This is a genomic window from Nocardia nova NBRC 15556, assembly GCF_001613005.1.
GTDB classification, from domain to species: domain Bacteria; phylum Actinomycetota; class Actinomycetes; order Mycobacteriales; family Mycobacteriaceae; genus Nocardia; species Nocardia nova.
In genome coordinates this window covers 49,914-65,307 of record NZ_BDBN01000057.1, presented here as the reverse complement: position 1 = coordinate 65,307, position 15,394 = coordinate 49,914, and the positions used below count along the sequence as shown (strand labels likewise).

Sequence of the window (15,394 nt, the reverse complement as noted above, 5' to 3'; positions counted from 1 at the left end):
GTGTGGCCGGTGCTGGCGGCGATGGACGCCGCGATCGGCGAACCCTGGGCGGCGGTCCTGGCCCGGCATCTGGGGGTGGGCGCCGGCCCGGCCGAGGCGTACCGGGCGGGCCGGCGGCTGGGCACCGCGACCCATATCGCGACCCTGTTCGACACCTACGGCGCCACCCGCCCGACCCTGATCACCGACTGGGGCGACGGCGCCGATACCGACGGCCGCGGCGCCGACCTGCCGGAGGACCTACTGTGGCAGCCGCGCCTGTGGCGGCGGGTGCGCGAGGCGATCGGCGTCCCCGCACCGGCACAGCGGCTCGACACCGTCTGCCGCCGGTTGCGCACCGATCCCGCGAGTATCGATCTGCCGCAGCGGCTTTCGATCTTCGGGCTGCCCCGGATTCCGGCCGCGCAACTCGCGGTGCTGGAGGCGGTGGCAGAACACCGGGATGTGCACATCTGGCTCGTCCATCCCAGCCCGGCGCTGTGGGAGCGGCTGCGCGCGTCCGACCCCGAGGGTGCCGAACTCGCCCGTCCGGCCGGACCCGCCGCGATCGAGGAAGGTAGTGCGGGGCCCGCGGGTGCGGCGACGATCGTGCGAACCCGTCCCGCCGCTCCCCGGCGCGTGGTCGCCGAACCGATCGCCCGCCACCCGCTGCTCGGAGCGCTGGGCCGCGACGTCCGGGAAGTCCAGAACCGGCTGGCGACCGTCGACTTCGCCGATCGGCATCATGCGCCCGAACCAGATCGCATCGACGCCGGGAATCGTTCGGGCACAGTGCTTTCCGAGCTGCAGGACGCCGTCCGAGCGGACTGCTGGCCGCCGGTGCCGGTGGCGCGCACAGGCGACGACAGCGTGCAGATCCACGCCTGCCACGGCCCAGCCCGGCAGGTGGAGGTGTTGCGTGACGTCCTGCTCGGGCTCTTCCAGCGCGATGCCACCCTGGAACCGCGCGACGTGATCGTGCTGTGCCCCGATCCAGAGGGCTATGCGCCGCTGGTGCGGGCCGCCTTCGGCCAGGGGCCCGCCGCTCTCGACGATCCCGACGCGAATCCCGCGCACGGATTGCGGGTGCGGCCCGCCGAGCGCAGTGCGGGCGCGGCGAATTCGGTGCTCGCGGTGTTGGAGGACCTGCTCGCTCTGGCCGAGGGACGCGTCGGTGTCACCCAGGTGCTCGACCTCGCCGCGACCGAACCCGTGCGATACCGCTGCGGATTCGACGACGACGATATCGAGCGGCTGCGCGAATGGGCCGCCGAAACCGGCGCCCGCTGGGGGATCGGGCAACGGCAGCGGCAGGCCTTCGGCCTCGCCGAATTCGGCCAGAACACCCTCAACGCGGCCGTCGACCGGATTCTGCTCGGCGTCGCCGCCGGGGAATCGGGGGAGGACTGGCTGGATCTGGCCTTGCCGCTGGAGGACGTCGACTCCGGCGATGTGGACCTGGCGGGGCGGTTCGCCGAATTCGTCGACCGGCTCGCTGTCTGTGTGCGCGATCTGAGCGGACCCACCCCGGCCGAACCCGCCGGCACACCGCGACCCGCGCGGCAGTGGTTGCAGATCCTGCACCGCGCGCTCGATCTGCTCACCGATCTGCCGGCCGCCGCGGCCTGGCAGGGCGTGCAGGCGCGGCGCGAACTCGCCGCCGCCTTCGAACACGCGGATGCGGCCGAATTGCGGCTGCCCGATGTGATCGCGGCCCTGCGGGCGCGGTCGCGGGCCCGGGCGCCGCGCTCGAACTACCGCACCGGCGAGCTCACCGTCTGTGGCCTGGCGCCGATGCGGTCGGTCCCGCACCGGGTGGTGGTGCTGCTCGGGCTCGACGACGAGGTGTTTCCGCGCACCGGCGGCATCGACGGCGACGACGTCACCGCGCGGGAACCGCTTGTCGGCGAACGTGATTCGCGCAGCGAGGACCGCGGACTGCTACTCGATGCCGTCCTCGCCGCCGAAGACCGTCTCGTCGTGCTCTACACCGGCGCCGATCCGGTGACCGGAACGCCCCGGCCGCCGGTCACGCCGCTCGCGGAACTGATCGATGTGGTGCGCGCCCACCGCGGCACCGGTGACGTGGTGCGCCGTCATCCGCTGCAGGCCTACGACGGCAGCAACTTCGACGCGCGCGACCCGTTCGGTTTCGACACTCTCGCGCTGGCCGCCGCCCGCGCCGCGGCGCGCCCCGCGCAACCGAGTCCGCCGTGGCTGCCCGGCCCGCTGCCCGCCGTGGCGCGCACGGATGTCGAACTGGCGGAACTGGTCTCGTTCGCCGAACATCCGATCCGGGCCTTCCTGTGGCAGCGCCTGGGCATCCGGGTGCCGGAGGAGGACGAGGACATCGACGAACGCCTGCCCATCGAACTGACCGGGCTGGCCACCTGGAATATCGGTGAACGCATGCTGGCGGCCCGGCTCACCGGCGCGGATCCGGCTGCCCTGCGCGCCGCGGAATGGCGGCGCGGAACCCTGCCGCCCTTCGGCCTCGGCGCGGCGGTGCTGGCCGAGGTGGAATCCACGGTCGACCGGCTGGTGCAGGTCGCCGCGCCACTGCAGCAGGCGCCGGCGCGCACCATCGATATCGCGGTGGATCTGGGATCGGGGCGGCGGCTCACCGGGACGGTCGCCGATGTGCACGACGACGCGGTCGTACGCACCACCTATTCCCGCCTCGCGCCCAAACATCGGATGGCGGCGTGGGTGCGGCTGCTGGCGCTGGCCGCCACCGAACGCCATCAGAGCTGGCAGGCCGTGAGCATCGGACGCGGTAAGTTCGGCCGCCCGGCCTGGCGTTCGTCGCTGACCGCACCGGCCCCCGCGCTCGCGGCGGACCTGCTGCGCGAGCTGGCCGATCTGCGCGAGGATGGCCTGGCCGAACCGCTGTCGTTCGCGCCGTCGGCATCGGCGGTCTATGCCGAACGCCGCTGCCGCGGAGCCGATCTCGACTCTGCCCGCGCCGCCGCGGAGGAGGAGTTCTACGGCGGACCGAAGGGGCCGCGCCCGTTCGGCGACCACACCGACCGCTACCTGACCTACATCCGGGGACCCGAACCGGCCTTCGAGCAACTGGAAACCCCGCTGCCCGAACCGGACCGGTACGGCGAAACCACCACATTCGGCTCGGTGGCCCGGCGACTGTGGAATCCGCTGCTGGCCAACGAATCCCAGGGGCAGCCATGACCGAGGAACTGTTCCCCGTCGCCGATCTGCGCACCCCGGAAGCGGCGGCGCACGCCACCACTCACCGCCGGCACACTCGTACCACGAACGAAACAGTCGACGCCGGAGAGCTTTTCGCCGTGGATGAGGTGCAGTCCGGCGACGGGGCGGAGAATCACAGTCCTGCGCCTCAGGCGGATGAGGCCCGACATGCGGACGGACGTGTGGCCGCGCGCTTCGCCGGCGTGGAATCCGAACCGGCGCCCGTCCACGCGTCGTTCAACCGCAGAGACGGTGCATCCTCCGATCCCGGGCGCATCGGCGACGCTCTGCGTTCGAGGGGCGTCCGTCCAGGTGGCTCCGCACTGTTCGGCCAATTCGACCTGTGCGGTGACCTGCCCACGGGGACAACCGTTCTCGAGGCGAGCGCGGGGACCGGGAAGACCTACGCCATCGTCGGGCTGGCGGTGCGGTTCGTCGCCGAGGGGCTGGTCGACATCTCGCAGTTGCTGCTGGTGACCTTCAGCCGGGCGGCGACCCAGGAGTTGCGGGAACGCACGCGGGAGCGGTTCGTCACGGTCGCGGCGGCCCTCGACGATCCGGCGGCCGCGCGCGCCGGTGCCGACGAGCTGATCGCGCATCTGGCCGATGCCGACCCGGCCGAGGTGGCGCGGCGGCGCCGGCGGCTGGTCGCCGCGCTGTCGGATTTCGATGCCGGCACCATCTCCACCACCCACGGGTTCTGTCAGCGCATGCTCGACGAACTCGGCATCGCAGGCGAACACGATCCGCGGGTGCGGCTGGTCGAGGGCATCGAGGAACTGGTGAGCACGGTCGCCGAGGATCTGTATCTGGCCCGCTACGCCCGTGGCGGTGCCCCGATGCCGGTGCGGCAGGCGCTGTCGCTGGCGGCGGCCGCGGTGGCGGACCGGCGCGCGCGGCTGGTTCCAGGAAAGGAGCTCGGCGATCACCCCGCGGCCGAGGCGGCGGCGTTCGCGGCCGCGGTGCGCGCGGAAGTCGATCGGCGCAAACGGCTTTCGGGCATCCGCGACTTCGACGATCAGCTGGTGTTGCTGCACGACGTGCTCGCCGACCCGGTCCACGGCGAGCGTGCCTGCCGCCGCATCCGCGACCGCTTCCGGGTGACGCTGGTCGACGAATTCCAGGACACCGACCCACTGCAGTGGGATATTCTGCGGCGCGTCTTCCACGACCACACCACCCTGGTGCTGGTCGGCGATCCGAAACAGGCGATCTACGCCTTCCGCGGCGCCGAGGTCCTCAGTTATCTGGACGCGGTCGCCCACGCCGAGACCCGTCGCGAACTGGACACCAACCGCCGCAGCGATGCCGGTCTGCTGGCGGCGCTGCATCACCTGCTGGGCGGCGCGGCCCTGGGACATGCGCAGATCACGGTGCCGCCGGTCACGGCGGTCCGGCCGCAGAGCCGGCTCACCGGGCCCGAGGGTGCGGCGGTTCCGTTGCGGCTCAGGTGTTTTCCCCGCCAGGGCGCCGGAGCGTTGAACGGCAGCGGATTCCCGGTGGTGGGCCGCCAGCGCGATCGCGTGGCCACCGACCTCGCCGCCGATATCGTCCGCACCCTCGAATCCGGGGCGCGGATCGGCGACCGCGCACTCGGCCCCGGTGATATCACCGTGCTGGTCCGCACCCGCGCGCAAATCGACCTGGTGCGCGCGGAACTGGACCGCGCCGGTGTCGCCTCCGTCCTCGCCGGCGGCGCCAGCGTTTTCGCCACCCGCAGCGCCACCGACTGGCTGTGGGTGCTGCGGGCGCTGGAACAACCGCATCGCGGCGACCGGGTGCGGCTGGCGGCCACCACCCCGCTGCTCGGCCTGTCCGCGGCCGATATCGACGCCGGTGGCGCGGATCTGGTGGGCCGGCTCAGCACCCAGCTGCGCGACGCGGCCCGGCTGTTCGCGCGCTCCGGTTTCGCGGCCGTGTTCGACCGGCTGTCCGCCCAGGCCCAGCCCGCGCCGCGACTGCTGGCCCAGAGCGGCGGCGAACGGCGCCTGACCGATCTGCGGCATATCGCGCAACTGCTCGACGAGGTCGCCGCGCGGGAATCGCTCGGGCTCACCGCGCTCACCCGCTGGCTGGCCGACCGGGTGCGCGATCCGGCCTCGGGCGCGGTCGCGGGACGCAGCCGCCGCCTCGACCGCGACGCGGCCGCGGTGCAGATCGCCACGGTGCACGCCAGCAAGGGCCTGGAATTCCCTGTCGTCTACTTGCCTTTCGCGTGGGACGGCGCGAAGAACCCCAATCCGTCGACGCTGTTGTTCCACGACGGCGACGAACGGGTCCTGGACGTCGGCGGCCCCGAAGCGCCGGGCTACGCCGAGCACCGCCGCCGCTGCGAGGCCGAGGAGGCGGGGGAGGAGTTGCGGCTGCTGTATGTCGCGGTGACTCGGGCGCAGTGCCAGGTGGTGGCCTGGTGGGCGCCGGCCTACGGTACGGCCGCCGCACCGCTGCATCGGATGATCCTGGGCCGCGCCCCCGGCAGCGCCGACGTGCCGGCGCGCAGTGAGGTGCCCGCGGATCCGATCGTGTTGCAGCAGTTGCGCGAATGGGCCGCGGCTGCCGGTCCTGGCCTGATCGAGATCGAACCCGTCCGCGCGGCGGTCGAGGCGCAGCTGCGCACCGAACGTGACCACACCGGTGACAAGACACTCGAGGCCGCGCGATTCACCCGCTCCGTCGACCACGAATGGCGCCGTACCTCGTACTCGGCGCTCACCGCGTCGGCGCATGAAACAGCGCATGGCACAACGGATTTCGCAGCCACGGAGGCAGTTGAGGGCGGCGCCGACGAGCCGCTGACGCCCGCGCCGGAACTCGGTCCCGGCCTCGGGTCCGACGACGAGTTCGCCGGCGCGGCACCGTCGTTGATGAACGATCTGCCCTACGGCGCCGAATTCGGCACCCTCGTGCACGGTGTGCTCGAGTTGGTCGATACCGACGCGCCGGATCTGGCCGCCGAGGTCCGGATGCGCTGCGAACAGGCCGTCGAGCAACTCATGGCCGACATCGATCCCGGCGCACTCGCCCACGCGCTCGTCGCGGTGCTGCGCACCCCGTGCGATCCGGTCGCGCTGGCCGATATCCGCTCCCGGGATCGGTTGAACGAACTGGAATTCGAACTGCCGCTCGCGGGTGGTGACGACCCGGTGGCGCAGCGGGTGACCGTCCGGCGCATCGGAGCTCTCCTGCGGGAACATCTGCGGTCCGACGATCCGTTCGCCACCTACGCCGATGCCCTCGACCTGCTCGACGACGTTCCGCTGCGCGGGTATCTGACCGGAAGTATCGACGCCGTGTTGCGGACCGACGGCCCCCGCTTCCTCGTCGTCGACTACAAGACCAACCGGCTCGGCACCGGTGAACTGACCGTCGCGCACTATCGGCGCGACCGGATGGCCGAAGAGATGATGCGCTCGCACTATCCGCTGCAGGCCCTGCTGTATTCGGCGGCGCTGCACCGCTATCTGCGCTGGCGGTTGCCCGGTTACGATCCGGCTCGCCACCTCGGCGGAGTGCGCTATCTGTTCGTGCGCGCCATGATCGGCCCGGCGACCCCGCCCGGCCACGGCGTCTTCGACTGGGACCCACCGGCGGAGCTGATCGTGGCGCTGTCGGATCTGCTGGCCGGAAAGGACAGCAGGTGACGGCGATCGCTGTGGCGCAGCGCGCCACCGGACTGCTGCGGACCTTCAACACCGCCGGGGTGTTGTCGGCGGCCGACGTGCACGTGGCACTGCGGCTGGGCCGGCTCGGCGGTGAATCCGGGGAGCAGGTCCTGCTGGCCGCCGCGCTCGCGGTGCGTGCGGTGCGGTCGGGATCGGTGTGCCTGGAATTGCGGCGCATGCACGAAATCGGTGTCGACGGCGAGGGTTTCGATCTCGGCGAGGCGGAACCGGTCGATCCCGCTCTGCTGCCCTGGCCGGACGTCGACAGCCTGTGCGGTCAGTTGCGCGCGAGCCCGCTGGTGTGCGGGAGTCCCGCCGGCCCGTTGTGCCCCCTGCGGCTGGTCGAATCCGAGGGCGGGCCGCTGCTGTATCTGGACCGCTACTACCGGCAGGAGCAGACGATCCGCGAGGTACTGGCGGACCGTGCGCACGGGCATCCGCTCGTCGACCCGGACACCGTGCGCCGCGAACTGGACCGGCTGTTCCCGGGGACGGGCGGACCCGGCGCCGCCCCGGACCGCCAGCGCATCGCCGCCGCCGTCGCCGCCACCAGCTGGACCACGGTCGTCGCCGGTGGTCCCGGCACCGGTAAGACCCACACCATCGCCCGCATCCTGGCCCTGCTGGTCGCGCACCAGCGCGCGGTCGCCGACACCGCGCCCCTGCGCATCGCGCTGGCCGCCCCGACCGGCAAAGCCGCTGCGCGCCTGCAGGAATCGGTGCGCGAACAGGCCGGCGACCTCGACCTCCCGGAACTGACCGCGGCGACCGTGCACCGGCTGCTGGGCTGGCAGCGCGGCGGCACCACCCGCTTCCGTCACCACGCCCACAACCGGCTGCCCTACGACGTCATCGTCGTCGACGAAACCTCCATGGTGTCGCTGACCATGATGAGCAGGCTGTTGCCCGCCGTGCGCCCGGACGCGCGGCTGGTGCTCGTCGGCGACCCGGACCAGCTGGCCTCGGTCGACGCCGGTGCCGTCCTCGCCGATCTGGTCGCGGGACCGGTGGCCGGCCCGCCGAATCCGATCCTCGAGCAGATCCTGGACACCGGTTCCGGTCCGGTGGCCGGCGCCGAAGATCTCAGTGAACGGGAACGAAACCGCTTGCGCGGCGGCATGATCCGACTCACCCGTGGCCGCCGGTTCGGTGGCCGGATCGCCGATCTGGCGGTGGCGGTGCGCGCCGGGGACGCCGAGACGGCGCTGGCGCTGCTGCACGACGGCGGTACCGAACTGTCCCTGCACGAACCCGACGACATCGCCGAGGTGCGTGCCGACGTGGTGCGCGCCGCCCGCGAATCCACCACCGCCGCCGAGGCGGGCGACGCCGCGGCCGCGCTGCAGGCGATGGAATCGCATCGCCTGCTGTGCGCGCACCGGCAGGGGCCGTTCGGTGTCGAACGGTGGGACCGGATGGCCGGCGGCTGGGTCGCCGCGGCCGGAATCGGGACGGAATCCGCTGCCGGACAATGGTTTCCCGGCCAGCCTTTGCTGGTGACCGCCAACGACCACGAGGCCCGCATCTACAACGGCGACACCGGTGTCATCGTGCGGTCCGCCGACGGTGGCCTGCGCGCCGCGCTGCAGCGCGGCAGCGAGCCGTATCTGGTGCATCCCACCCAATTCCCGGGTGTGACAACGGTGTACGCGATGACCATCCACCGCAGCCAGGGCAGCCAGTACGGTGCGGTGACGATCGTGCTGCCGGGCCCGGAGTCGACGCTGCTGACCCGTGAACTGCTCTATACCGCGATCACTCGCGCCCGGCAGCGGGTGCGCATCATCGGCACGGCGGAGGCACTGGAGGCCGGGATCTCGCGGCGGGTGCTGCGGGCGAGCGGGTTGCGCGGCTGATCTGTCCTGCCGGTGTCAGCCCTGCACGGGGAGGAAGATTCCCGGAATCGTCAGGGCGAGTTCGACATCCTCGCGCCGCCCCAGGGTGACCAGAACGGTGCGAATCATCGTCAGCCGGGCCTCGGCGACCGCATCGGGATCCGGGTCCGCGCCCGGCGCGGTGGCCAGCGAGACCTGGTAGACCACGAATGCGCAGACCTGCAGCGCGGTGTCGAGGTCCAGCGGCGCCGGCAGTTGCCGGTCCAGCACCGCGAACTTCTCCCGCACCAGCGCGCGGATGTCGTCGAAGGCCTGCTCCCGGTATGCCGAGACCGGTGAGGCCGGATCGTGCAGTTCCGCGAACACCGGCCGCAGCATCGGCCCGTGCCCGCGGGCCCAGTCCAGGTACGCGTCGATGATGCCGATGCCGAGCGCCACCGGCTCGTCGGACTCTTCCAACGCCTTGCGGATGCCACCCACGAGGCCCTCGTTGGACTGCGTGAGTACCACATCGAGCGGGGCGGTGGCGTTGGCGAAATAGCGGTAGAAGGTGGGCCGCGAGATTCCGGCCTGGTCGATGATCCGCGCGACACTCAGTCCGCGCGAACCGAATTCGGTGAACACCGCGGCGGTGGCGGTGACGATGCGGGAGCGGACCTCGTCGGCCTGCGCGCGCGTCTGTGGCGGCCGGCCCCGGCGAGCGGCGCCGTTGTGAGTGGTGACCACCCCGTCCTGCGGCATCCCGTGGTACCTCCCTGATCGGTCGTGCGGACTTGACATGGCCCGGCATCGCCCCATTAATCTAACATCGGTGTTAATCTAACACTGGTGTTCAACAAATTGTTGAGCGCCTGCCGACCGAGAGGGCCGACAATGACGACCGCCCCAGACCTCGCCGCCGCCCCGGCCCTGCCGCAGGAGTCGGTGGACCGCCTGCTCGCGCACGCCACCGCGGGTGGCGCCCCCTCGGTGGCGGTCTTCGCCCCGGCCACCGGCGCGAAGATCGCCGATCTGCCGCAGTCGTCGACCGCCGATATCGACGCCGCCTTCGCGACCGCCCGCAGCGCCCAGCAGCAGTGGGCGCGGGTTCCGGTGCGCGAACGCGCCGCGGTGCTGCGCCGGTTCCACGACCTGGTCCTGGCCGAACAGGACACCATCCTCGACATCGTCCAGACCGAGGCCGGCAAGTCCCGCGTGCACGCCTTCGACGAGGTGGGTGACGTGGCGGTCAACGCCCGCTACTACGCCGCCGCGGCCGAACGGCTGCTGGCCTCGCGCACCCCGCGCGGTGTGCTGCCGGTGCTGACCAAGGTCGAGGTCCGCAACCGGCCCAAGGGTGTGGTCGCGGTGATCTCGCCGTGGAACTACCCGCTGGCCCTCGCTGCCTCCGACGCGCTGCCCGCGCTGATGGCCGGTAACGCGGTCGTCGCGCGCCCGGACAACCAGACCGCGCTCACCGCCCTGTGGGCGATCGACGCCGCCGAACGCGCCGGACTGCCCGCGGGCCTGTGGCAGGCGGTGCTGGGCCGCGGCTCGGTGATCGGCGGCGAGGTGATCGCGCACGCCGACTACGTCGACTACACCGGTTCCAGCGCCACCGGCCGCACCATCGCCCGGCAGGCGGGGGAGCGGCTGATCGGCTACTCGCTCGAACTGGGCGGTAAGAATCCGCTGCTGGTGCTCGCCGACGCCGACGTGAGCGCGGCCGCCAAGATCGCGGTGCGCGCCTGTTTCGCCTCGGCCGGGCAGCTGTGCGAATCCATCGAGCGCATCTATGTGCACGACCGTGTCTACGACCGGTTCGTCAGCGAATTCACCTCCGCCACACAGTCTTTGCGGCTGGGCTCGGCGCTGGACTACTCCTACGAGATGGGGTCGCTGACCTTCGCGCGCCAGCTCGACACGGTCACCGAACATGTGCAGGACGCCGTCGCCAAGGGGGCGACCGTGCTGGCCGGCGGCCGCGCGCGCCCGGACCTCGGTCCGTACTTCTACGAGCCGACGGTGCTGGCCGGGGTGCGCCCGGGTATGACGGTCTACCGCGAGGAGACCTTCGGCCCGGTCGTCTCGATCTACCGCGTGCACAGCGACGACGAGGCCGTCGACCAGGCCAACGACACCGCCTACGGCCTGAATGCCAGTGTGTGGAGCCGCGATACCGGACGCGCCCGCGAGATCGCCGCCCGCATCCACGCCGGGTCGGTCAACGTGAACGAAGGCTTCATCGCGGCGTGGGGCAGTGTCGCGGCCCCCTCCGGCGGGCTCGGCATCTCCGGCAGCGGCCGCCGCCACGGTCCCGAAGGGCTGCTCAAATACGTCGACACCCAAACCATCGCGGTCCAGCGCGCGCTGCCGCTCGCGCCGCTGCCGGGCATGTCGGAAGCGCTGTGGGCGAAGACCATGACGCTCTACTTCGGCGTGATGAAGGCGTTGCGGCAGAAATGATCTCGCCCGCTCGGGCACAGGGGACTTCGGGCACGAGGGACTCGGGTACGCAGGAAGAGGAACGGATATGGATACGGTCGCGGGCAAGCGGGTACTGATCACCGGCGCGGCGATGGGCCTGGGCAAATCCTTCGCCCAGCGCGCGGTGCGAGAACAGGCCGCCGACGTGGTGCTGTGGGATGTCAACGAGACCGCGCTGAAGCAGACCGCGGCCGAACTGTCCTCCGGATCGGTGAGCCGGGTGCACCACTGCGTGGTCGACGTCTCCGACCAGCAGTCGATCATCGACGCCGCGGCCGCGGTGCGCTCGGAGGTCGGCGATATCGACGTGCTGGTCAACAACGCCGGCATCGTGCGCGGCAACGGCTACTTCTGGGAAACCGAGAACCGTGCCGACATCGACCAGACGATGGCGATCAATTCGCTGGCGCCGATGTACATCGCGCTGGAATTCCTGCCCGCGATGGTGCAGCGTAAAACCCCGGCGCGGGTGTTGAACATCGCCTCCTCGGCGGCGCTGGTGTCCAATCCGCGCATGAGCGTCTACGCCGCGTCCAAATGGGCGGCGCTGGGCTGGTCGGATTCGGTGCGCCTGGAACTCGAGCAGTCCGGCAACGAGCACGTGAAGGTCACCACGGTGTGCCCGACCTACATCAACACCGGAATGTTCAACGGCGCCAAGGGTTTCTGGTTCACGCCGATCCTCGAGCAGGAAGAGGTCGTCGACACCGCGTGGCGGGAGATGAAGAACGGTGCGGCGCTGGTCGTGCTGCCGTGGACCTCGCGGCTCAACCGTGCCATCTCCGGTCTGCTGCCGCTGAAGGTGCGCGACTTCTACCTGAACAAGGTGGGCGTCTACCACTCGATGGACGAATTCACCGGTCGCAAGTCCTGAGACGCGGCCGATTCACGAGGCTTCGTCGCGCCGGTCACGCCACGGCAGCGTGACCGGCTCCGGCGGAATCCGCCCCGCCAGCAGCTCGCCGAGGAGCCCGGCGAGACCCAGCGGATACACCTGCTGGTCGGTGCTCGCGAGCTCGCCGACACTCCACCAGCGGAATTCGTCGATGACGGTGCTTTCGTAGCTCAGCAGCCCGCTCGTGTCCGGATCGGTGCCGCTGGTGGGCAGCCGGTAGAAGAAATAGTCCTCACGGAACAAACCCGACAGCCATCCCGGGATGTCCAGATGCCCGGTGGCCACCGCCACCTGCGGCCCGAGATCGGCTGCGCTGATTCGCAATCCGGTCTCCTCATCCAGTTCCCGGGCCGCCGCCTCGGCCGGCGATTCCGCCGCGTCGATGCCGCCGCCGGGCGTGATCCAGTACAGCGGATCCAGCGTGCCGCGATAGGCGATGAGCAGGATCCGGTCGTCGGCGTCCGCGAGGATCACCCGTCCCGACCTGCGCACGTATCGCTGCTCCACAACGCCCATGCTAGCGGCCGAAGCGAATCCGTTTGTGCCATACTCTGCGCGGCGGAATGCGCCGAGGGAGGACGGAAGTACGCATGGGCCTGATGGACAAGATCCGTGGCGAATTCGTCGACATCATCGAATGGCTCGACGATACGAATTCCACGCTGGCGTGGCGGTTCCCGCGCTACGACAACGAGATCAAGAACGGCGCCGAACTGATCGTGCGCGAGGGCCAGCAGGCCGTCTTCGTCTACCGGGGGCAGCTCGCCGACCGCTACGAGCCCGGCCATTACGCGCTGACCACGGAGAACATGCCGATCATGTCCACCCTGCAGGGGTGGAAACACGGCTTCAACAGCCCGTTCCGGTCGGAGGTGTACTTCGTCAACACCCGGCCGGTCACCGATTTCCGCTGGGGCACACCGCAACCGGTGACCGTCCGTGATCCCGACTTCCGCATGGTGCAGGTCCGCGCCAACGGCACCACCATCGTGAAGGTGGTCGACCCGGCCGTCTTCCTGCGCCAGGTGATCGGCACCGAGAGCGTGGTCGACATGGAGCAGATCACCGATCTGCTGCGGCGCACCGTCGCGCTGGCCTTCTCCGACATGGTGCTCGCCACCGGGCTCGGCGCGATCGATCTGCAGGGGCGTCAGGTCGAATTGTCCGACAAGCTGCGCGAATTCGTGGCGCAGCGGGTGGCGTCGTTCGGACTGGGGGTCGACGCGGTCACCATGACGATCTCGCTGCCGGAGGAGATCCAGCAGGCGATGACCCGCGGCGTGGCCCGCGGTGTCGAGGCCGGCGGTTTCGCCGACAACGTGCGCGATCCGAACCGGTATCAGCAGGTCCAGGCGGCCGACGCCATGCTCGCCGCCGCGCAGAATCCCGGCGGCGGGGCGATGGGCGCGGCGATGCAGGCCGGGATGGGCGTGGCCCTCGGCGGGCAGATGGCAGGGGCGATGCAGGGCGCCTTCGCCCAGCCCGCCGCCGGTTATGCCCAGCAGGGTTACGGGCAGCAGCCGCCGCCGCTTCCGGTGCAGCAGCAGTTCCACATCGATCTGGACGGGCAGGCGGCGGGTCCGTTCCCGGTGGATCAGCTGCGTCAGTTCGTCGCCGCCGGGCGCCTCACACCGCAGACGAACGTCTGGACCACCGGCATGTCCGCGTGGGCCGCGGCCTCGACCGTCCCCGCGCTGCAGTCGTTGTTCGGTGGTCCGCCGCCGCTGCCCGGCACCCCGCCCCCGCCGCCTCCCGCCGGCTAGCCCCACCTCAGCCGAACCGGGGGACCGATGAACGACCCACGCCCACAACCGAACTCGTATCCAGTGCCGCCGATCCCGGGCAGCCGTGGCGCACCAGAGGGCGTAACGCCGCCTCCGTTGCGGCCGCCCGTGCCGGGTGGCTATCGCGAGCCGGGGGGTATGACCCCGTCACCGATGCCGGGCGGTGGTTACCGCATGCAGGACGGCATGACACCGCCACCGGTGGGCGTCGGTGCGGAATATCCTGCGCCGGTCGCCGGACGTCCCGGGCCGCCGTCGGTCGCGAATCGCGGGCCGGGAGTGGGCGGCGGCCCGGCGCTTCATCCGCCGCCGGGCACGACGCCGTTCGGTCCCGGGAACGACATACCCGGCGGCGTCGAGTCTGGGGCGCCACCTCCTACGAACCCGCACGGTTCCGCGGATCCGGCCATGCTGCACCGGACCGAACTGACGCGTACCTACCCCTGTACGGCCTGTGGCGGCCAGCTGGTGTTCGACATCGCCTCGCAGCAGTTGCGGTGTCCCAGTTGCGGAAACTACTCGCCGCTCTCGGCGCCGCGGGCACCGGTCGTCGCGCGGGATCTGCGGCAGGCGATGGGGGAGCTGCGCGCGCTGCAGGCCGTGACCGCCGGACCGCAGATCACCGGCGATCGCGAGGTGAAGTGTCAGAATTGCGGTGGCACAACCACATTCGTCGGCAGTCTGACCGCGACACGCTGTCCCTACTGCACCACGCCGATCCAGCGCGACGATGTGCACAACGCTCCGGCCCGGTTGCCGGTGGACGGTGTGGTCCCGTTCCGCATCGACGAGAAGGCGGCGCGCGAACGCGTCGAGAAGTGGGTCGCGGGACGGTGGTTCGCGCCCACCGCGTTCAAGAAGTACAAGCGGCTCGGTTCGCTGGCGAGCGTCTACCACGCCTACTTCACCTACGACGCCGACGTGCACACGTGGTATCGCGGCGAACGCGGGGAGGAGTACACGGAACGGTACTGGGACGACGGGGAACTGAAGAGCCGCACCGAAATACGCTGGTATCCGGCGATGGGCGAGGTCGGCAACCGCTTCGACGATCTGCCGATTCTCGCCAACGACATCGACGACAGCGCCCGTGTCGCCGACCTCGAACCGTGGCCGGTCGCGGAGGCCACCGGTTATTCGCCCGAGTACGTCGCCGGCCACCTGGCCCGCACCTACGATCGCGACGCCGAGGAGATGTTCCCGGTCGCCCGGACGCGGATGGAACAGGTCATCGAGCAGACCGTGCGCGAGGACATCGGCGGCGACCGCCAGCACATCCACGACCTGCGTTCGACCTGGAACTCGCTGGCGTACAAGCACATTCTGCTGCCGATCTGGCTGTTGACCGTGGTCTACGCGAACACCCCGTTCCGGGTCTACATCAACGGCCTGACCGGTGAGGTCGTCGGGCAGCGGCCGTGGAGCAAGGTCAAACTCGCCGCGTTCGTCACGGTCGTCACGCTGCTGATCATCGGCGCGGTGGTCGCGCTGTCGATGTGGCACGGCGGCGGAACCCACCATCACAGCACCGGCCACACCACCGTCGTCCACCACGGGAGATGA

9 protein-coding genes are annotated in these 15,394 nt (G+C 70.8%); 7 read left to right on the top strand and 2 right to left on the bottom strand.

Annotated elements, in window-relative coordinates:
* The 3 genes from recC to recD form a co-directional block, all read left to right on the top strand.
* On the top strand, positions 1–3,168 hold a 3,168-nt coding region (gene recC, locus NN2_RS22390; RefSeq protein ID WP_082857181.1), incomplete at its 5' end, for an exodeoxyribonuclease V subunit gamma.
* Positions 3,169–3,464: 296 nt separating this feature from the next.
* On the top strand, positions 3,465–6,830 hold the full coding sequence (locus NN2_RS22385; RefSeq protein WP_063015833.1) for a UvrD-helicase domain-containing protein: 3,366 nt from the start codon (positions 3,465–3,467) through the stop codon (positions 6,828–6,830).
* Positions 6,827–8,707, top strand: a complete 1,881-nt coding sequence (recD, locus tag NN2_RS22380) for an exodeoxyribonuclease V subunit alpha (protein ID WP_063015824.1) — start codon at positions 6,827–6,829, stop codon at positions 8,705–8,707. Before NN2_RS22385 ends, recD begins: the two co-directional genes overlap by 4 nt.
* A 15-nt stretch (positions 8,708–8,722) precedes the next feature.
* Here recD and NN2_RS22375 read toward each other — a convergent pair whose 3' ends face one another.
* Positions 8,723–9,427: a TetR/AcrR family transcriptional regulator gene (locus NN2_RS22375; RefSeq protein WP_030517664.1), complete on the bottom strand. Its 705-nt coding sequence runs from the start codon at positions 9,425–9,427 to the stop codon at positions 8,723–8,725.
* Between the two features lie 132 nt (positions 9,428–9,559).
* Between NN2_RS22375 and NN2_RS22370 the strand changes: the two genes are divergently transcribed.
* Together NN2_RS22370 and NN2_RS22365 are read left to right on the top strand one after the other, a co-directional pair.
* Positions 9,560–11,131 (top strand): succinic semialdehyde dehydrogenase, encoded by a 1,572-nt coding sequence (locus NN2_RS22370; RefSeq protein WP_063015823.1) that lies wholly within the window; start codon positions 9,560–9,562, stop codon positions 11,129–11,131.
* A 67-nt stretch (positions 11,132–11,198) separates the two neighbouring features.
* Positions 11,199–12,026 carry an SDR family NAD(P)-dependent oxidoreductase gene (locus NN2_RS22365; protein WP_063015822.1) on the top strand — a complete coding sequence of 276 codons (828 nt, stop codon included), beginning with the start codon at positions 11,199–11,201 and terminating at the stop codon, positions 12,024–12,026.
* 12 nt (positions 12,027–12,038) lie between these two features.
* Here the strand turns inward: NN2_RS22365 and NN2_RS22360 are convergent, their stop codons facing one another.
* Positions 12,039–12,554 carry an NUDIX domain-containing protein gene (locus NN2_RS22360; RefSeq protein WP_063015821.1) on the bottom strand — a complete coding sequence of 172 codons (516 nt, stop codon included), beginning with the start codon at positions 12,552–12,554 and terminating at the stop codon, positions 12,039–12,041.
* Between the two features lie 83 nt (positions 12,555–12,637).
* On the opposite strand from NN2_RS22360, the gene NN2_RS22355 reads away from it, so the two are divergent.
* A complete protein-coding gene (locus NN2_RS22355; RefSeq protein WP_063015820.1) occupies positions 12,638–13,810 on the top strand; it encodes an SPFH domain-containing protein in 1,173 nt (390 codons plus the stop codon).
* Positions 13,811–14,239: 429 nt separating this feature from the next.
* Positions 14,240–15,394: a TFIIB-type zinc ribbon-containing protein gene (locus NN2_RS22350; RefSeq protein WP_063910845.1), complete on the top strand. Its 1,155-nt coding sequence runs from the start codon at positions 14,240–14,242 to the stop codon at positions 15,392–15,394.

What these genes read in the sequence shown, in the direction of transcription:
- NN2_RS22375 (WP_030517664.1), bottom strand. Translation starts at nt 9,427, where the DNA reads ATGCCGCAGGACGGGGTGGTCACCACTCACAACGGCGCCGCTCGCCGG.
- NN2_RS22370 (WP_063015823.1), top strand. Translation starts at nt 9,560, where the DNA reads ATGACGACCGCCCCAGACCTCGCCGCCGCCCCGGCCCTGCCGCAGGAG.
- NN2_RS22365 (WP_063015822.1), top strand. Translation starts at nt 11,199, where the DNA reads ATGGATACGGTCGCGGGCAAGCGGGTACTGATCACCGGCGCGGCGATG.
- NN2_RS22355 (WP_063015820.1), top strand. Translation starts at nt 12,638, where the DNA reads ATGGGCCTGATGGACAAGATCCGTGGCGAATTCGTCGACATCATCGAA.
- NN2_RS22350 (WP_063910845.1), top strand. Translation starts at nt 14,240, where the DNA reads ATGCTGCACCGGACCGAACTGACGCGTACCTACCCCTGTACGGCCTGT.